This is a genomic window from Staphylococcus sp. URHA0057 (assembly GCF_000620265.1).
GTDB classification, from domain to species: domain Bacteria; phylum Bacillota; class Bacilli; order Staphylococcales; family Staphylococcaceae; genus Staphylococcus; species Staphylococcus pasteuri.
On record NZ_JHVS01000008.1, the window covers coordinates 106,604 to 126,339 of the forward strand.

At 31.2% G+C, this 19,736-nt stretch carries 21 protein-coding genes; 12 read left to right on the forward strand and 9 right to left on the reverse strand.

Translation table 11 applies throughout. The features are described 5' to 3' along the window. Positions 1-20 precede the first annotated feature (20 nt). Positions 21-725: an acetolactate decarboxylase gene (gene budA, locus N524_RS0106060; protein ID WP_017636624.1), complete on the forward strand. Its 705-nt coding sequence runs from the start codon at positions 21-23 to the stop codon at positions 723-725. Positions 726-788: 63 nt separating this feature from the next. Here budA and N524_RS0106065 read toward each other — a convergent pair whose 3' ends face one another. Further along, positions 789-1,667: an oxidoreductase gene (locus tag N524_RS0106065; RefSeq protein WP_037555593.1), complete on the reverse strand. Its 879-nt coding sequence runs from the start codon at positions 1,665-1,667 to the stop codon at positions 789-791. 76 nt (positions 1,668-1,743) lie between these two features. Between N524_RS0106065 and panB the strand changes: the two genes are divergently transcribed. The 7 genes from panB to N524_RS0106100 all read left to right on the forward strand — a co-directional run bounded on the left by panB (position 1,744) and on the right by N524_RS0106100 (position 8,765). Beyond that, on the forward strand, positions 1,744-2,562 hold the full coding sequence (panB, locus tag N524_RS0106070; protein WP_029055953.1) for a 3-methyl-2-oxobutanoate hydroxymethyltransferase: 819 nt from the start codon (positions 1,744-1,746) through the stop codon (positions 2,560-2,562). Beyond that, positions 2,555-3,406 (forward strand): pantoate--beta-alanine ligase, encoded by an 852-nt coding sequence (gene panC, locus N524_RS0106075; RefSeq protein ID WP_017636621.1) that lies wholly within the window; start codon positions 2,555-2,557, stop codon positions 3,404-3,406. The genes panB and panC overlap by 8 nt, the downstream gene beginning before the upstream one ends. A gap of 1 nt (position 3,407) precedes the next feature. Then, a complete protein-coding gene (gene panD / locus N524_RS0106080; RefSeq protein WP_029055954.1) occupies positions 3,408-3,788 on the forward strand; it encodes an aspartate 1-decarboxylase in 381 nt (126 codons plus the stop codon). A 163-nt stretch (positions 3,789-3,951) separates the two neighbouring features. Continuing rightward, positions 3,952-4,893, forward strand: coding sequence for a zinc ribbon domain-containing protein (locus tag N524_RS0106085; protein WP_029055955.1), 942 nt, complete (start codon positions 3,952-3,954; stop codon positions 4,891-4,893). Positions 4,894-5,077: 184 nt separating this feature from the next. Beyond that, the gene (locus N524_RS0106090; RefSeq protein ID WP_029055956.1) at positions 5,078-5,965 is read left to right on the forward strand and encodes a TcaA second domain-containing protein; all 888 of its coding nucleotides are present in this window, start codon (positions 5,078-5,080) and stop codon (positions 5,963-5,965) included. Between the two features lie 344 nt (positions 5,966-6,309). Next, on the forward strand, positions 6,310-7,401 hold the full coding sequence (locus tag N524_RS0106095) for a zinc ribbon domain-containing protein (RefSeq protein ID WP_029055957.1): 1,092 nt from the start codon (positions 6,310-6,312) through the stop codon (positions 7,399-7,401). Further along, positions 7,401-8,765, forward strand: coding sequence for a zinc ribbon domain-containing protein (locus N524_RS0106100; protein WP_029055958.1), 1,365 nt, complete (start codon positions 7,401-7,403; stop codon positions 8,763-8,765). The genes N524_RS0106095 and N524_RS0106100 overlap by 1 nt, the downstream gene beginning before the upstream one ends. A 74-nt stretch (positions 8,766-8,839) precedes the next feature. Here the strand turns inward: N524_RS0106100 and N524_RS0106105 are convergent, their stop codons facing one another. After that, positions 8,840-10,522 carry a CocE/NonD family hydrolase gene (locus N524_RS0106105; protein WP_029055959.1) on the reverse strand — a complete coding sequence of 561 codons (1,683 nt, stop codon included), beginning with the start codon at positions 10,520-10,522 and terminating at the stop codon, positions 8,840-8,842. A 146-nt stretch (positions 10,523-10,668) separates the two neighbouring features. Between N524_RS0106105 and N524_RS0106110 the strand changes: the two genes are divergently transcribed. Beyond that, on the forward strand, positions 10,669-11,256 hold the full coding sequence (locus tag N524_RS0106110) for a TetR/AcrR family transcriptional regulator (RefSeq protein ID WP_029055960.1): 588 nt from the start codon (positions 10,669-10,671) through the stop codon (positions 11,254-11,256). A 503-nt stretch (positions 11,257-11,759) separates the two neighbouring features. Here N524_RS0106110 and N524_RS0106115 read toward each other — a convergent pair. After that, a complete protein-coding gene (locus N524_RS0106115) occupies positions 11,760-12,209 on the reverse strand; it encodes a VOC family protein (RefSeq protein WP_029055961.1) in 450 nt (149 codons plus the stop codon). 163 nt (positions 12,210-12,372) lie between these two features. Between N524_RS0106115 and N524_RS0106120 the strand changes: the two genes are divergently transcribed. Beyond that, complete coding sequence (locus tag N524_RS0106120; protein ID WP_029055962.1) at positions 12,373-12,873, forward strand: DUF3278 domain-containing protein; 501 nt, start codon at positions 12,373-12,375, stop codon at positions 12,871-12,873. Between the two features lie 146 nt (positions 12,874-13,019). Further along, positions 13,020-13,706 carry an epoxyqueuosine reductase QueH gene (locus tag N524_RS0106125; RefSeq protein ID WP_375371831.1) on the forward strand — a complete coding sequence of 229 codons (687 nt, stop codon included), beginning with the start codon at positions 13,020-13,022 and terminating at the stop codon, positions 13,704-13,706. Positions 13,707-13,758: 52 nt separating this feature from the next. Here the strand turns inward: N524_RS0106125 and N524_RS0106130 are convergent, their stop codons facing one another. Then, positions 13,759-14,067, reverse strand: a complete 309-nt coding sequence (locus N524_RS0106130) for a hypothetical protein (RefSeq protein WP_375371830.1) — start codon at positions 14,065-14,067, stop codon at positions 13,759-13,761. 119 nt (positions 14,068-14,186) lie between these two features. Beyond that, positions 14,187-15,254 (reverse strand): quinone-dependent dihydroorotate dehydrogenase, encoded by a 1,068-nt coding sequence (locus N524_RS0106135; RefSeq protein WP_017636609.1) that lies wholly within the window; start codon positions 15,252-15,254, stop codon positions 14,187-14,189. A gap of 237 nt (positions 15,255-15,491) precedes the next feature. Here N524_RS0106135 and N524_RS0106140 point away from each other — a divergent pair, with 237 nt between their 5' ends. Then, a complete protein-coding gene (locus N524_RS0106140; RefSeq protein ID WP_029055965.1) occupies positions 15,492-16,349 on the forward strand; it encodes a fructosamine kinase family protein in 858 nt (285 codons plus the stop codon). Between the two features lie 116 nt (positions 16,350-16,465). Here the strand turns inward: N524_RS0106140 and N524_RS0106145 are convergent, their stop codons facing one another. The 4 genes from N524_RS0106145 to N524_RS0106160 form a co-directional block, all read right to left on the reverse strand. Next, complete coding sequence (locus N524_RS0106145; RefSeq protein WP_029055966.1) at positions 16,466-17,299, reverse strand: alpha/beta hydrolase; 834 nt, start codon at positions 17,297-17,299, stop codon at positions 16,466-16,468. Between the two features lie 42 nt (positions 17,300-17,341). After that, positions 17,342-18,343 carry an amidohydrolase family protein gene (locus N524_RS0106150; RefSeq protein ID WP_029055967.1) on the reverse strand — a complete coding sequence of 334 codons (1,002 nt, stop codon included), beginning with the start codon at positions 18,341-18,343 and terminating at the stop codon, positions 17,342-17,344. A gap of 74 nt (positions 18,344-18,417) precedes the next feature. Next, positions 18,418-19,122, reverse strand: coding sequence for an SDR family NAD(P)-dependent oxidoreductase (locus N524_RS0106155; protein WP_029055968.1), 705 nt, complete (start codon positions 19,120-19,122; stop codon positions 18,418-18,420). After that, the gene (locus N524_RS0106160) at positions 19,115-19,678 is read right to left on the reverse strand and encodes a TetR/AcrR family transcriptional regulator (RefSeq protein ID WP_029055969.1); all 564 of its coding nucleotides are present in this window, start codon (positions 19,676-19,678) and stop codon (positions 19,115-19,117) included. The genes N524_RS0106155 and N524_RS0106160 overlap by 8 nt, the downstream gene beginning before the upstream one ends. Positions 19,679-19,736: the final 58 nt, after the last annotated feature.

Below are 19,736 nucleotides of genomic sequence, written 5' to 3' on the forward strand. Positions count from 1 at the left end.
AATTAGGAGTGAAATTGTTTATGACTAATGTCTTATACCAACACGGTACATTAGGAACATTGATGGCAGGATTACTAAAAGGGACTGCATCAATTAATGAACTATTAGAACATGGTGATTTAGGAATAGCAACACTTACTGGTTCTAATGGGGAAGTAATATTTATTGATGGTAAAGCTTATCATGCTAATGAACATAAAGAATTTGTTGAATTAAAAGGCGATGAATTAACACCTTATGCTACAGTAGCAAAATTCACAGCAGATACGACTTATCAAACTAAAGATAAATCATCTGAAGCGGTCTTTAATGAAGTGAAAGAAAAAATGCTTAGTGAAAATTTATTCTCAGCAGTAAAAATTTCTGGAGTTTTCAAAAAAATGCATGTACGTATGATGCCAGGTCAAGAACCACCGTATACTCGTTTAATTGATTCAGCACGTAGACAACCTGAACAAACTGAAACGAATATCAAAGGTTCTGTAGTTGGTTTCTTTACACCAGAATTATTCCATGGTGTAGGTTCAGCAGGTTTCCATGTTCATTTTGCTAACGATGATCGTAACTTTGGTGGTCACGTATTAGACTTTGAAGTCGAAGACGTTAAAGTTGAAATACAAAACTTCGAAACATTTGAACAACATTTCCCATCATATGATGAAACATTTACAAATGCTGATATTGATTATAAAGATATTGCAGATGAAATAAGAGAAGCTGAATAATTATAGTAAAACTGAGGCGTGATCAATAACGTCTCAGTTTTTTTGTTTGTCTATAAAAATAAATTATTGTGAACTTGAATTTTGAATAATACGTTGTTGATAGCTAGATAAAAATGAATAAATAGTATCTAAATAAGGCGTATGTAATTGATGTTGTCGTGCCTTATTGTATATATAGCCCTGTATTGCTTCCATTTCTAAAGGCCGATTAGACATGATATCGTAATACATACTTGTTCCCATTTGATCAGGATAACCTTCATATATTGTCATAATAGAGTTTAGCGTGCTTTCATCAAAAGTGATTCCCTCAGCATTTGCTACTGTAATACCCTCTGAAATAATTTCTCTACAAATATGTTTAATATGAGCTGAATGCAAAATTTTAGCTGTATCTCGACCTACTGCTGTTATTGAATTAATTCCTAAATTGACTAATAGTTTATACCATATTTTTTGTTCAATATTATCTTCAAGTATTATTTTAATTTTAGTTTTGTTAGTTAACTTTTGTAATTGTCGTGTTCTTGTTGTATCTTTCAAATGAAGACAATAGTCTCTATAATGCACGATATTATTATTGTTTTTCTGACCACTGATATAGACTACAGCTTGATATGCATGTTCATAAGGAATTTTCTCTAGATATCCATATCCATTTTGAGCAAGGATAATTAATGTATTTTCATGTATGATTGAAGATAATTTTGAAAGTACAGAATCTAGTTGGTATGTTTTAACGGCAATGAATAGTACATCAAGAGGTTGAATTATATTTTGATAAGGTGTAACAGACATTGTGATTGCTTCTTTTTCATTTTCTGGGAAATAATGTAATTCTTGTCTTTTTTTACCAATTAATAAAGTGTCAGGATATTTCTTTTGTAATTCAATAGCTATAGTCGTTCCAACAGCTCCAGGACCAATAACACCAATTGTCATAATATTTATGCTTTCCTTTCTTGATTAGATTCATTATACTATTGCTAATAATATAGGAAATTGAGGATGAATTGAATTGAAAACTTTAGCTCAGTTAATTGAAATGAAACAAATAGGTAACAAAATTTCAATGGTTACTGCTTATGATTTTCCTAGTGCAAAACAAGCACAAGAAGCAAATATAGATATGATACTAGTGGGAGATTCCTTAGGGATGACTGTGTTAGGTTACGAAAGTACAGTTCAAGTTACAATAGATGATATGATACACCACGCAAAAGCCGTACGTCGTGGAGCGCCAGACACGTTTGTAGTCGTAGATATGCCAATTGGTACGGTTGGTATCAGTGATGAGCTGGATTTACAACATGCTTTAGATTTATACCAACAAACGAACGCAAATGCGATTAAAGCGGAAGGTGCTCATTTAGCAACATTTATAAAAAAAGCGACTAGAATGGGTATTCCGGTTGTAGCACATTTAGGTTTAACACCACAAAGTGTAGGCGTAACAGGATACAAATTACAAGGTAGTACTAAAGAAGCAGCATTACAATTAATTGAAGATGCTTGCCTTATGGAAGAATCGGGTGCAATTGCGCTAGTTCTTGAAGCAATACCTAGTGATCTTGCCCAAGTAATTAGTGAAAAATTGTCGATTCCAGTCATAGGTATCGGTGCAGGAAAAGACACTGATGGGCAAGTATTGGTTTATCATGACATGCTCAACTATGGTGTTGAACGTCATGCAAAATTTGTTAAGCAATATAGTGACTTTTCAATTGGTATTAATGGTTTAAAACAGTACAATGAAGAAGTTAAATCAGGCGCATTTCCCTCTGAAACACACACGTATAAGAAAAAAATTATGAGTGAGGTAAATAACAATGACTAAAGTGATAACAACGGTAAGTGAAATGCAAAATATTGCTAAAGAATATAAGACACACGGACAAACGATAGGTTTTGTACCTACTATGGGTGCTTTACACGAAGGTCATTTGAAAATGATGGAATTATCATCAGAATTTAATGATGTAACTGTAGTGAGTATTTTTGTTAATCCACTACAATTCGGACCTAATGAAGATTTTGATGCATATCCTCGCCAAATTGATAAAGATGTTGAAATGATAGAACAAATTGATGTCGATTATGTGTTTTATCCAAGTGTAGAAGAAATGTATCCTGATGAACTAGGTGTAACACTTAAAATTGGTAAATTAGCACATGTACTTGAAGGTGCACAACGTCCGGGACATTTCGAAGGTGTTGTAACTGTAGTTAATAAATTATTTAATATTGTAAGCCCAGATTATGCTTACTTTGGTAAAAAGGATGCGCAACAACTGGCAATCGTAGAAAAAATGGTCAAAGATTTTAATCAGCCAATTGAAATTATAGGTGTGGATATTGTTCGAGAAAAAGATGGATTAGCAAAAAGTTCAAGAAATGTTTACTTAACAGTAGAGGAAAGACAAGAAGCGGTTCATTTAAGTAAGAGTTTGAAATTAGCACGTGAATTATATAATAATGGAGAACGCAATAGTTCAGTTATTATAGATGAAATTACTCAATATTTACTTGATTACACAAGTGGTCAAGTAGATGAAGTGGCTATCTATAGTTATCCAGAGTTAGAAGAACAAACTAAAATTGAAGGTCAAATCTTTATTTCATTAGCTGTTAAATTTTCAAAAGCACGTTTGATAGATAATATAATAATTGGAGCTGAATAAGTTGATAAGAACAATGATGAATTCTAAAATTCATAGAGCAAGGGTGACAGAAGCTAACTTAAACTATGTTGGCAGTATCACTATTGACTCAGATATTTTAGAAGCGGTTGATATATTACCAAATGAAAAGGTTGCAATCGTAAATAATAATAACGGTGCGCGCTTTGAAACTTATGTCATTGCTGGTGAAAGAGGTACTGGTAAGATTTGCTTGAATGGTGCTGCAGCTCGTTTAGTTGAAATAGATGATGTAGTTATAATTATGACTTATGCTCAATTAAATGAAGAAGAAATTAAGCATCATGCACCAAAAGTAGCTGTATTGAATGAACATAATGACATCATTGAAATGATACATGAAAAAGAAAACACAATTGTTTAATAACAGTGATAATTAAATATATAAATGCAAGTCCTAACAAATTAGTATAATTTATTGTTAGGACTTTTTAAATATTAATAAATAAAATAAAAATAATATAGAATAGGGTGTTGGAATGTAATATAATCTATCTAAATAGTTATAGTGGAGGAATTAAAAATTCATGAAATGTCTTAATTGTGGTCAGAATCATCAACCAGAAGATCGATTTTGTGTTCAATGTGGTGCAGAAATAATTAAACCAGATGAAGCGACACAAAACGTTCCAACAGCATCTACAATGACAGAGGACCAACAACTTCAAAGTACTTCAAAGCAATCTCAGAAAAAAGATGATGTTAATAATGAACGTCAATTATATAAAAAGACGACATCGGTTCATCAAACAACGAGAAAGCGATCTACACTTGAAGAAAATGACTCATTTGTTGAAGAAATAACAGATGATAATATGTCATCGATGGAAAATTTCTTTAAAGATTTACAAATTGAAGGTAAAAAATTCTTCACCCATGTATTTAAATCTGTGGATGATATTTTTGAGAATCAAGTCACATTTAATTATCGTTTTTTATTATCATTAGTATGTATAGGAACGTTGTTGAGTACTTTACTAATAATCATTTTATCTTCAGATTTATTTTTATTTATGGCAAGCAGCTCACCTTTAAAGATAACTTTCTATATATTGATGATAATGTTAGGTAGTACAACTTTATCAATTGGCGTGTTGTATAGTGTTTTGAAAATAAGTTTAAATACGAAAGTCCAACTTCACAAGGTCGTGTCTGATTTCATTGTCGTTAATACGTTTTCAGTCATAACATTATTAATAGGATTGATATTAGCTATACTAGGCGTAACAAAATTAGCTATCATTATCTTAGTTGTTGCTAGTGTTTTCTTATATATCATTTCACCGTCATATATTTTGGCTAAATATAGTGTTATGTATAGTACAAAAATCGCAAGCATATATAGTATCATTATCTATCAATTGGTAATGACAATTTTAGTTTATTTATTAGGTCATATGATTATAGAACAATTAATCAACGATTATCTTATGAAATTATGGGATAGTGGTTTTAATGGCTTACTGTAAACAATGCAAGAAACCTATGTATATTAATAATGATTACTGCACAAGATGTTATCATTCTATGTTAGCTACAAAAAAATATACAGAAAGATATTCGCATCAAATTCATGCTTCTCATGCGTCTAAAAGGTATCGATTTCGCAAACCTAAAAAACCATTGTCACTTATAATACTGGTACTTTGTTTGATGACGATCATATTAATTAGTATTTTATCTTTCTATAGATTAGAAAACGCACTAGATAAAAAGGTTCAATTATTTTCAGATGCAATCGATCATAAAAATACGGACCAATTGATTGAATTAGTAATATCCAATAATCAACAATTAACAAATGAAGAAGCTAAGGCATATGTATCTTTGATCAATTCATTTGGTGGTAATAAAAAATTCTTACATCAATTAACATCGGCAGCATATCATTTAAAACAAAATAAAGGTAAAACACAAGATGTTGAATTAGAAGGAGTGACAATCTTAACGATACATCAACAGATTCATTTATTCGGTTTGTTTAAAAACTTTCAATTTGAAATACCACGATTTAACTTTACATTAGATGCTAAAGATAATGGTAAATTGACATATCGTTTAAATAACAAAAAGTATAATGTTCGTTTAGTAAAAGGTCATATCGTTAGTTTAAATGCTGTACCTTTAGGTGAATATAAATTAGACGCAACTAAAAAAATCGGAAATCGTACATATGACGGCAATATTATTTTTAGTTTGAAAAAATATGGTACTTTAGCTAAAGAAGATTTTAGTGAAAAACGATTTAAAGTAACAACTAAAAATAGTTATATGTTTAATAAAATGGATTTAGTTATTAATGATAAAAATGTTGGTAGATTAAAAGACTATATTAATTATGGACCTTTTAGTGGAGAAGATGACTTGCTTGTTTATGGTGTAGGTTATGTAGGGAACCAAGCATTTAAATCAAATGAAGTGAATGTACCATCTATTAATAGTGATGAAAGTCCTGTTAATGTTGTTCTTACATTTAATGAAGCAGAAGTATTTAGTCAATCTGATCATCAACTAAATAAGAAAATACATAAAAATAAATAATAACAATTAAGAACCTGGGACATATCTTTTAGAAAAATGGCTAGTAAATGAGTTTATCAAAACTCGTTTACTAGCTTTTTTATTTACAATATATCGTATTTTTGTGTGACTTTAAATTAAAAAATAAAACGCTTTTTATATTAGGACTAATTGTGTTACCAACTACTTACTATCTATTAAAAAATATTTTTTTAGTAAAAATATCTATTAAGGTATTTGATATATCTAAAAATATAACAAACTTTATTAAAGGTTTTTAAAAATATTTGAAATTTCATAGAAAACAACATAAATAAAATGTTATAATTTGCAAAGATAAACAATAAAATACTGGAGGTACCATTATGAAATGCCCTAATTGTGGTCATCAAATCGAACAAGATGATGTATTTTGTGGAGAATGCGGCACAAAAGTTAATCGTCAATCTAATGCAGTTACATCAGCAGAGGACGATATTAAACAAGCTGATTCTCACTCAAATAAACAACAGGCCACTCAATCAACTCATAATAGCACAATGAATTCTACTAGCAATGCCTCACATGAACAATCACAATCAATGAATCAAAGTAATGCATCTGCAGAAACTCACGCAAATCACAATCAATACCAACACTCACAACCTAACAACACACAACAGCAATACCAAAATCAAAACCCAAACCAGAATCAAAATCAAAATCAAAATCCAAATCAGAACCAATACCAGAATCAATATCAAAACTATAATCAAAATCAACAGTACCAACAACAACCACATCAGTATCAACAACAAACAAATCAGTTTAGTGAACAAGCTAAAGAAGTGACTCAAGAAAGTAAAGGTTTCTTCAAAAGTGCTTTTGTAGATCCTGATAGAGAGATTAAAAGTACTCATACATTCAGTTTTAAATTATTAGGTTCACTATTAGCAATTGGATTAATCGTACTTGCAATCATTCTTTTCTTAGCTATTCCAGAAGAAGTATCTTTATTTACTTCAGAATCCAAAATCGTGTTCTCTATTATTATTAGCTTAATTATTCTTTTAGCTGCAATTGTAGGTACAATATTCGGAATGACAAGATTAGTTGTAGTTCAAGCGATACCATTTAAAAAGGTATTTTCTGATTTCATATTAATTAATAGTGTCACAGTTGCAATGTTACTTGTATCTATCATTCTATTAGTTATGGAAGCATACACATTTGGCATGGTTGTCTTAATGTTATCTTTCGTTATACTTGTAGCTTCTGGTGTATATTTAATTGCGAAATATAGTGGTATTAACTTCACTAGATTTTCAAGTTTTTATGGTATTGTTATTTACTTAATTGTTATTTTTATCTTGATGAGAATTTTCGGAGAAGTAACACTTTCAAGTATTTTAGAATCATTTGATGAAACAAGAGATTCATTCTTTAATAACTTATTCGGTGGAGGTAGTGGTTATTAATGAAATATTGTAGTAATTGCGGTAAACCTTTACGCCAAGACGTTAAAATTTGTACTAATTGTGGGGCACCAGTTAACACATCTCAGGATTCACAACAAAATTCTCACAATCATACTCATTCACAACAACCTAACCAAGGTTATAATAATGCATCTATGTATCAACAATATGAACCACAACCGAAGAAAAGTAAGAAAAAAACAATATTAATCATTGTTATAGTTGCAGTTGTTTTAGCAATGTTAATTGCTATCTTTGCAATTTTAAAACATCAATTTTCACCTGAAAAACAAGCAGACCAAATCGCACATGCAGTTAAGAAAGATGATGCAAAAGGTCTAGCTAAACAAGTGACTTCAGCAGATAATAAATTGAGTGAACAAGAAGCACGTGCTTATTTAAATTACCTCAAGGCTGAAGGCGACTTAACTAACGTAGCAAACCAAATTGAAAGTAATACGAAAGAAGTTGAGCACGGTAAATGTCATAGTTTATCTGTTAATACAGACGATGATAATGTATTAAATATTGAAAAAGACGGCAAAAAATATTTATTCTTTAATAACTATAAATTCAATATTCCACAAAAAAAAGTATATATTGAACCTACTGATACCGGTGATATTACTTATAAATTTAATGGGGAAAAACATCATCTTTCTGTTGATGAAGCTGAAAGTAAACCAATGGGCACGTTCCCAATTGGAGATTATAATTTAAAGGCCTCTAAGAAAATGGAAGGTAAAACATTCGATGGTGCGATTAACATTACTATGAGTGAGGAAGACGGTATTGCGAAAGAATCATTTAGACAAAAGCGATTCAACGTAACTACTGAAGGTGGTTCAATGTTAGATGATATTAACATCTATGTGAACGATAAAAATGAAGGCGATGAATCTGATACATTTGGTCCTTATGATCCTGACGAAGATGTCATCGTATATGCACAAGGTACTTTAGAAGGTGAAACATTTAAATCAAGTTCTGTAAATGTTTCAAGTGCTAGTGAAGAAGATAATGGCGTATCAGATGTAACAGTCAAATTTGATGAAGACGCTATAGATGATTATTACGATAAGAAAATGGAATCAGACGACGATGATGATGATGATGATAGTGACAGTGATTCAGAAGAAGTAACTCGTGATAACGTTATCGACAAAGTTGAGTCATATGAAGGACATACATTAGATACAGATGAATATACGTACAAAGAACCTGAAAAAACAGATGATGGCAAATGGGGATTCTCATTTGAAGATAAAGATGGTAATTTAGCAGGTTCATATACTGTAGATTCAGATGACGGTTATGTAACTGAATATGATGAAGACGGAGAAAAAGTAGGTTCTGGATACTAAAAGTTCCAGAAAATAATTAATAATAAATGACCACCCAAAAGGAGAAATCCTTTTGAGTGGTCATTTTAATATATTTATTTTGTTACGGGAATGATTAGTTGAGAATCGTATTGTCCGCCAGTGTGAATATGATGATGTCCTTTATTTACTGTTTCGTTATGTTCATAACGTGTACTCATACCAGGTGTACTATTACCTTTTACTACTTCGCTTCCTTTTACAACAACTTCTAGAGTTTCACCTTGTTTAAATAATGTGCCTGAAGGTAGTAATTCAATTTCTACAGGAACGACTTCACCATTATTAAGTTTTAATTCTTGTTCATGTGTATGCCAAGGTTGAGCAATGGTTGATTTTTCTTGATCTAATTCGCGATGTGAAGCACGTAACCAACCAGTTGCAACTTGACCATCTTCAATATGGTTAAAGTCAGGGAAGTGCACTTCATTACCACGACGATCTAATTTTTTAATACCTGCAAATAAATCCATATCGTCTGTATCATCTGTACTTACCCATAATTTTAAGTTCATATTACCTACTAATTCTGTATCTTTATCAAATGTATAACTGAAGCGTACTTCGTCTTGTTCATTTTCAGAATCATAACTAGTTGTATTTTCTTCAGAGACAGCATTTTGATTTAATGTTAATTCTTTACCATTTAAATATAGAGGAGTATATTCAGTATTTGGTAATGGGAATGATGTTGCTATTTTGAATTCACCTCTATAAAATTGGTCTCTTACTTCATAAGTGACAGTTGGTGTGTCTTTCCAATCATTATCTTCTTCTTTTAGGTAATAATCGAAGAACGCTTTTTGACGTTCAAGATTTTCTCTAGCATAATAACTTTCCCACTCTTTACGACCATGGATATATAGCCATTTGTCTTCTGAGCTTGCTTGTTTAAATCCTTCAAATGAACCACGATTGTGTAAACCTTGAGTTGACCAACTTGCACAAGCTAAGATAGGTGTTTTGATTTGATGAAGTGGTGCTTGGCGTTGTTTCCAGAAATCATCAAATAATGGATGGTCTTTTTGAGCTTGAATTAAATCTTCAATATTTGGATTATCTGTCCATCTCGCAAAGATTCCTTGAATCCAGAAACGATAGAATCCTGTATCTGGAATACCACCGTGGAAAGCAACTTCACGATACATATCGTTTAAACCTTCCCATGGAATCATAGCTTTTAAATGAGGAGGATTTAATGACGCAACCCACCATTGTGTAACTGCAAGATATGAAACACCATTAGTTCCGATATTACCATTACTCCATTCTTGTTGTGCAGCCCATTCAATCACTTCATAGTAATCTTCTGCTTCACGTTTTGACCATGGAGATAAGACACCATTTGATTTTGAACTACCTCGCAATGCAACTTTGATAACAACATAATCTTGAGGGACCCAGAAACCTGGATCTGGTGATTCTTCAGGCGTGAAGCTTGAAGTAGGTATAGCGCCTAATGTTGGCCAATTAGCACCCATATTAGTTATTTTTGGTTTGTTATCTTTACCATACGTATCTGCAGACATCACTACTGGGAATTGACCTTCTTTGTTAGGACGGAAAATATTCACATATAAATTTTCGCCATCTTTCATTTCAACAGTAACATCTTTTTCCATAATCATTTCTTGATTACCAAATTGTACACTATCTACAACAATATGATTTAAACCTTCTTTAACATCGCTAACATCTGTAACAGTTAATTTTGGATTTCCTAATAAATTGCTTGTCATATGAATCATCCTTTACATGATTTCTTTTTCTTTACACCTTCATGATAAGAGGTAATAATCAGAATTCCAATCATCAATGTCCTTAATTTGTGTAATAACCAACAAACAACGTATACTTGTTGTATAGAGATAAAGGATGTGACATTATGCCGCAAGATCGACGCATTAGAAAATCACAGCAAGCAATCAGACAAGCATTTATCGATTTATTGCATAAACAGGAATTAGAACAAATTACAGTTCAACAAATTTCAGATTTAGCAGACGTCAATCGTAGTACATTTTATACGCATTACATAGATAAATATGATTTATTAGAACAAATGGAAGATGAGCAGGTTAAAGAAATTAAAGTATTTATTGAAGAAAATGATGTATATAGTAATAAAGCAATATCAGCTGATAATATACGTACGATTATGGAGTTTTTAATTGGTAATATAGAAGAGAATATGTCGTTTTATCAACTTATGTTTAATATTGGTAAGGATTCCAATTTGCATGAGAAGCTATATGAACTTATCACAGGACATTTAAATCATTTTAAAAACGACAATAATAAAATTGGTAACATACCATTTTCTTATTTTATGAGTTATGTATCTGGAGCGGGGCTTTCATTTATACGTCATTGGGTAGAGGATCCTAACCGTATATCGAAAGAAGAATTGATTCAATATTTTTATGATATTGTCAATAACGGCCCAGCTACAATAATACAACGAGAGAAATAATAAATGAGGCAGAGACATAAAGTTCTTGAACAAGAGAAAAAAGGTAACTTCTATTGAAATAATATAGAAATTACCTTTTTATCTATGAGATTTTGTTTTAAACACTGATTATGAAATTGTACAAATAAAGATTTTGATAAAGCATCTACTTTGGAGTTTACTCTAAATCGATTAATCTTTATACATAAGGATTCCATTAATTTAGTTTAGTGATGCTTATTAAATTATACGAAAGTGCCTTATTTTTTAAATATTTTAAAGTAAAATTACATATAAATACGTAGTATTTATGGCGAGACTCCCGAGGGAACAGTGCTAGTTGAAGACCTTAGAAATACTCACAGATTTATCTGTGCTGTATTTCTGGCTGAAACTGTACCCTGGGAAAGAGAGCCATACAATACGAAGTATTGGGTATAAAGAAAGCACTAAGATGATTAAAATAAATCACCTTAGTGCTATTATTTTGGGATTTATGTTCCAGCCTGTTTATTATTACCTATTTACTGATTCGTTGCATTATAATCTTGACCATGTAACATCCATCTTACGCCATATTTATCGTTGAAGACGCCCATTTTACCGCCCCAAAATTGTTCTGATAATGGTAGTTCAATATTGATAGACTCATGGTCTTTAATTTTATCGTAGAAAGCTTCTACTTTTTCAGTTTCTTCTTTATCATTAACATCAAAATCAATTAATAATGAAATGCCGTTATTGATTGGTTGAATACGTTCGAATGAATCTGCACCTAAAATTTTCACACCAACAATTTCAAATTCTGCATGCATAGTTGCTTCTTTAGCTTGTTCTTTTGTCATTCCAAAATGTTCCGCTTGATCTTCTCCGACTTCTAAACGTTTAATATTCATCGCACCAAATACTTCTTCGTAATATTTTAAAGCTTCTTTAGTGTTTGGAAATGCTAAATAAGGTGATAATTGAGTCATAAAACTGCTCCTTAGTCTTTTATATTATATTGCTAACAACATCATACAATGTTCTATGTTAAATGAATACAATTAAGTATTAATGTCATTTATATTTGACATTAATACATGTGTCATATATATTAGACATATACTAAAATTACTAGTTGAAAGGGGTATTCATATGAGTCAGTTGAATGAAAAGTTATTAAATTGGATTACTAATACATCAACTGAAAAAGATGAAAGGGAGAGAACGCTTTTAAATCAAAAATTGGCTACTACATTTATAATTACTTATATTGGTATGCCTATTTTGTTACTGTCTAACCTAATCATTGATGCGTATCACCAAACAATTTCATTAAATACAATATCACTATTCATTTTCTTTTTTATAATTAATGGCGTATTGTTATATAAAACAAAATCTGATGAACTAAATAAAGATAAAGTTTATTCACCAGAAGAATATAAAAAATTAGTGAATAAATATCGAATTAAAAGTGTGATTTTGATGCTTTACTTCGGAAGTGCTATGTTTCTCTTAGGTTTAATCATAAAATATTTACAGCATACAAGTATTCAATGGGGTATGGAAATTATTACTGCTATTATTGCGGGTATTGTATTTGGTGGATTTATGTATGTTTATCAAGTAAATAAAATCATGAAAGAATATTAAACTTAATATTGAATTAAATAAAATAAAAGTAATTTCTCTGAGAACACTCTTTCATTATCGATTTATTGTATAATATTCATAAATTATATAATAAATAATGAAAGGAGTGTTTTCTTTTGATTGAAGCGGGCGACATTTTGAGAAAAATGAAAAATCAAAAGGTAAACTATGACAAAGTGTTAAGGAAAATGATTCAACAATGGGAAAGGGAAAACGAGCGCCCTAAAATTTTATTACATAGCTGTTGTGCGCCATGTAGCACATATACTTTAGAATTTTTAACACAATATGCTGATATCGCTATTTATTTTGCTAATCCCAATATTCACCCTAAAAATGAATACTTAAGACGTGCCAAAGTACAAGAAATGTTTGTTCAAGATTTCAATAAAAAGACAGGTTCAAATGTGAAGTATATTGAAGCTGAATATAAACCACATGAATTTATGAAAATGGCTAAGGCTAAAGGGTTAACTGAGGAGCCTGAAGGTGGTCTAAGATGTACTGCTTGTTTTGAAATGAGACTTGAATTAGTAGCAGAAGCAGCTATTAAATATGGTTATGATTATTTTGGTAGTGCGATTACATTATCTCCTAAAAAGAATGCACAATTAATTAATCAATTAGGGATGGATGTGCAAAATGTATATAACGTTAAATACCTACCTAGTGATTTCAAGAAAAACAAAGGTTATGAACGTTCTATAGAAATGTGTAATGACTATAATATATTTAGACAATGTTATTGTGGATGTGTCTTTGCAGCAATGAAACAAGGTATTGACTTTAAACAAATCAATAAAGATGCAAGTGCATTTTTACAACAATTTTAAAAATACCCAGAGTTAAAAGGCGAGAGCCTTAACTCTGGGTATTCTAATAAAGTTAAATCATTTTATGAATGAAACGTATAATTGCCATAATGGCGATAACTAACATAGCAAGGAAAGAGAATAGTTTAAAGCGTTTATTTTCTTTCTTTACTTCTTTGTCATCATTTTCCATCATTTCTTGTAATTCGCGTTCAATTTCTAAATCAAGATCTGTTTTGCGATAACCATGTAGCCCTTTACGTTCATCTTCTTCGTTACTTTCAGCCTTGCTATTGTTATCGATATTATCTTGTTGCGTTGAATGATTCATATCTTTTTCTTTTGTTTCTTCTCGCACTTTAAGAATGCCTCCCATATTCATGACACATAACATTGAGTAAGTTTTAATTTATAACTATCTATGATTACTTTAATTTATATCCTATATAAAAGACCTATACAAAGTAAAGATATTATACTATTAACTGAATTATTAGTACGCTACTTTGCATCTAATCCAATAATATCACTAATATTTTGATAATCATTTTGTTTTAAATACTGAGCGATTTCTTTATTTATTTTCTTAGTTAGACCTGGACCTTCTATTACAAGAGATGAATAAATTTGTAGTAATGAAGCTCCATTACGTATCATTTTAATTGCGTCTTCAGAACTAAAGATGCCACCAGTACCAATAATTAGTAATTCTCCATTAGTTTCTTGGTATGCTAATTTAACTAATTTTAAATTACGTTCAAATAATGGACGACCACTTAACCCACCATCTTCAACACGATTGGCTGATGTTAAACCATCACGTTGACGTGTCGTATTCGCAAGAATAACACCGTCAAAATGTTCTTTAATAGTTGGTAAGAGTGATTTTAATCCATTTTCATCCATGTCAGAAGTAAGTTTTAAGAATATAGGTACATTAATTTCATTTTGTGCTTTGAATGTTTCTAAAGCACTACATAACATTGAAAATTCATCTTTGTCATGAAAATTTTGTAAGTTCTCAGTATTTGGAGAACTAATATTCACAGTGAAGAAATCCACGTCATTTTTAAATGTATCTATAACTTTAATGTAATCTTGGTAACGGTTATCATAAGAAGTCATTTTATTTACACCAACGTTAAGACCGATTGGCGTATGATAAGCATGACGTCGTAAGTTACTAAGTGCTTTATTCATTCCAATATTATTAAAGCCCATACGGTTAATTAAAGCATCGTCTTCTAATAATCTATACATACGAGGTTGAGGATTACCAGGTTGTGGTTTTGGCGTGATACCACCTAATTCTAATGCACCAAATCCAAGGTTTTCTAAAGCTTTAGGTACTTCACAAGATTTATCATAACCAGCGGCAAGTCCAATAGGATTTTCAAATGTGATACCATGGATATTTTGTGAAAGAATTGGGTTTTGATAATCGAATAATTTTTTCATAATAGGTAATACATATGACTGTTTTTGTGTGATTTTTAGTGCATCAATTGTTAATCCATGTGCTTTTTCAGGTTCGATTTTGAATAATAATGGTTTGATTAGTTTATACATATTAACGCTCCTAGTTCATTATATTTGAGGCTTACTATCCTCAATTTAATATATTTGAAACTTTTCCTTTTAATAGACTAGCACTTTCATATTAAATTTCCTAGTTAAATTATAAAAATTTAAAAAATAGTCGAACTTCTAAATAATGATTCATTCACATAGGTGACATACTTAAAGATTAAAAGTGATATATTTAGGAAATATAATAAGTATTACAGATAAATGGAAGGTGAGATAATGACAATAGATTGGAAAGAACAATTACCTCTAGATTATATTAAAGATATAACACCTGTAAGTGGTGGGGATGTTAACGAAGCATTTAAAGTTACTACACAGCAAGACGACACTTTTTTCTTATTAGTCCAACGAAATAGAAATGAATCTTTTTATGCTGCGGAGATTGCAGGTCTTAATGAATTTGAAAATGCTGGCATTACTGCACCAAAAGTTATCGCAAGTGGGGAAATTAATGACGATGCTTATTTATTATTAAGCTATTTAGAAGAAGGTACTAGTGGAAGCCAAAGAGAATTAGGTCAATTAGTTGCTAAAATGCATAGCCAACAACAAGAAGACGGTCAATTTGGTTTTCGATTACCTCATGAAGGTAGCGATATTTCATTTGAAAATACATGGACAAATTCATGGAAAGAATTATTTATAGAACAACGTATGGATCACATTAGAGATGAATTATTGCGCAAAGGATTATGGAATAAAGAAGATAATAAAGTATATGAACAGGTCAGAGAAGTAATGGTCAACGCCTTAGACAATCACCAAAGCAAGCCATCATTATTGCACGGTGATTTATGGGGTGGCAATTATATGTTCTTAACGGATGGTCAACCAGCTTTATTTGACCCAGCACCATTTTATGGCGATCGTGAATTTGATTTAGGTATTACGACAGTATTTGGTGGGTTTACACAAGAATTTTATGATGAATATGAAAAGCATTATCCATTAGCTAAAGGCGCATATGAGCGTTTAGAGTTTTATAGATTATATTTACTTATGATTCATTTATTAAAATTTGGCGGTATGTATGAAGGTAGTGTTAATCGCTCCATGGAAACAATATTAGGATAAAGAAAAAACACGCGTTGAGAAGGTAAATCTCAACGCGTGTTTCTCTATATATTCGACGCTACGTATAAATACATAACATTTTATAACTAGATATTGTCTTTAGTTTAAGAATAATTTTAGTTATTCCACATTTTTAATAATACTTCTGCAAAGCCTTCAGGTTTTTGAACGTAACCTAAGTGACCGCCTGGAATATCAACAATTGGTAAACCAATTTGTTCATTGATATAGAAGTTCACATCTTGTGGGAATGAACCTTTAGAGTCAGTACCATTTAATAAAGTAATTTTATCTTCATGTTTTTTGAAATCGTCTAAAGTAATATCAGAATGTGTATATTGACGGATTTCATATTCTACCCAGAACATTGAACGTTGATATTGCTCTTTTTTAGCTTCTTCTGATTCAGGTTGAGCAGTCATCATTTTAGCATCAATAGGTGCAATTTTTAATGATTCAGCAAAGTCTTTCATACCAACTTCTAAACCTTCAGTTAATACTTTGTTTACGATATCATCATTTTTGTCTTTCCAATATTTACTATCAGGTAAGAATGTGTTGATAGGTGGTTCATGGAAAGCAATTTGTTTAACGATTTCTGGATAATCTTTTAATACGTGCATAGCAACGATTGAACCAGAGCTTGAACCTAATACATATACTGGCTCATCACTTAATGATTGTGCAAGTTCTGCAATATCTTTAGCATCACGTTTTACACGATAATCATCATCTGGGTTAGCAGCTGATTCAGGTAGTGGCTCTGTTAATTCACTTTCACCATAGTCACGACGATCGACTGCTACAACTGTAAAATGATCTTTAAGTTGTTGAGCAAGTGGCATAAAGATATCACCAGTACCATTAGCTCCTGGAATGAAAATTAATACAGGTCCTTGTCCGATTTGATGATAGCGTAATTTAGCACCTTTTAGTTCTATAGTATTCATATAAAATACCTCCATTTATTATTAACAATGATTATTGGAATATTATTCTAATCCTAATAATTTAGCACCATTTGTATAACTTACTTTCTCTTTTTCTTCGTCAGTTAAACCTAATTCATCTAAAAATACGCCTAAACGTTCAGGTTCGATATATGGGTAGTCAGCAGCATAAAGGATACGGTCGATGCCCATTTCTTTTTTAACTAAATCAAATTGAGGTTTAGTTAACATACCACTTGGTGTTACATAGAAATTATTTTTGAAATAATGACTAACTGGTTGTTGTAAATGATCTGCAAATAATGTGTCATCCATACGTTCTAAGAAGAATGGAACGAATTCTCCCCAGTGTCCAATAATCATATTTAAGTTAGGATAACGATCGAAAACACCAGATAGTACAAGATGAATAGCATGGATACCTACATCAACATGCCAACCATAACCGAAACAAGCAAATGTTGCAGCAGTTACTTCTGGATAATTACCTTTATAATATGCTTGATATACATCGCTATTAACAGGAGCTGGATGTAAGTAAATTGGTACATTTAAAGCTTCAGCTGTTGCAAAAATGCCATCATATTTGTCTTGATCTAAGAAGCCGTCTTTAGGGCGTCCCATAATAAGCGCACCTTTGAAACCTAATTCATTGATACAACGTTTAAATTCTTCAACAGCTGCTTCAGGTTCGTTAATAGGTAATGTAGCAAAACCGACAAAACGGTCTGGATATTCTTTAACATATTCAGCTAAAGTGTCATTAGCTTTTTTACAAAGGTCAATTGCTTGTTGTCCTTCTAAGTTAGAAGGTGCGCCGTTACCATATGATAAAACTTGCATTTGAACATTTTGTTCATCCATAAATTTGATACGTTTATCATGGTATTTAATTTCATCAGCATCAGTGAAACCAGACTTTTGTTCTAAACCTTCAAGCATTGTTTTCATTGGTACGCCATTAGGATCAGCAGATGCTGCTTTCATTGTTTCTTTTTGAATCTCATCGATGACATAGTGTTCTTCAAAAGTAATACTTTTCATTATAAAATCCTCCAATAGAATGTATGTTATTTACATCATTTGTTATAAAGTTTTTAGTTCTAACTTTCAAAAGTTTACCAAGGCATTTTGCCATCAGCATTAATAAATGTGCCAGTTGGTCCATCCGCATCAATTGTTGCTAACTCTACAATTGGTTTAATACCTTCTGTTGCTGGTTTAGCATTGTTACTAAAATCGCCAACTAAGTCAGTATTAGTAGAACCAGGATCTGCAGCATTGATTTGCATATTTGGTAAACCTTTAGCATATTGAACAGTTAACATAGTTACTGCAGATTTAGATGAACAATATGCTAATGAATTAACATGATATTCTTGAGTATTTGGGTCAGTGACCATACCAAATGAACCCAGACCACTTGTGACATTAACGACAACTGGTTGTTCAGATTGTTCTAATAATGGAACAAATGTGTTCATCATTCTTACAATGCCAAAAACATTCGTTTGATAAACTTTGTTCATATCTTCAACTGTAATATCAGCAGGTTTAGCAAATTGACCAGAGATACCTGCATTATTTACTAATACATCTAAACGGCCTTCCTGTTCTTTGATATAATCAAATGCTTTTTTAACTGATGTATCATCAGTGACATCTAATTGAACAAGTTGAGCACCAATTTGTTGTGCTGCTTCTTGTCCACGGGATTCATCACGCGAACCGATATATACTTTATGACCTTGGTCGATAAGTGATTTAGCTGTTTCAAAGCCTAGTCCTTTATTTCCACCTGTAATTAATGTAATTTTAGTCATTTGTTGACACCTCGTCTGTAATATATAGTTTGATTAAATAGTCTCTAATTGATTCGTTTGAAAGACCGCGCTTTTCTTTTTGTAATTCAAAAGAATTGGTAGATAAAGATTTAAGTAACATATCTACTTTAAATGTTGTCCATGGTGTACTTGTATTATTGCCAAGAACTTCATAATAAAACTTAAATAATTGTAAATAAATGTCGCTATTGTAAAAGTCATTTTTATCTGTTGTGTCTTCAATACAATGTAATAACTCACTATTATTAGATTTAAATGTTAAAAAGATGTCTAGTGAATCACTAAAAATCAGTTGTTTATCACTGTTCTTGTTTTTAACTTCATACATTTCGTTGATAATGTCAGTAAAGTCATGTGCAATGATAGTTGCACATAATGCACTTTTATCTTTGAAATGACGATACAATGTTCCCATTCCAATATTTAAGTCTTTTGCGATACGATTCATACTTACTTCTTGAACGCCATGTTGGTTAAAGAGTTCAATTGCTTTTTTCTCAATACGCTGTCGATTTTCTAGGGCGTCTTTACGCAAATACATCACCTTCTTAAAATAAGTTTGTTGACAAACGGACAACTATCCGTTTATTATA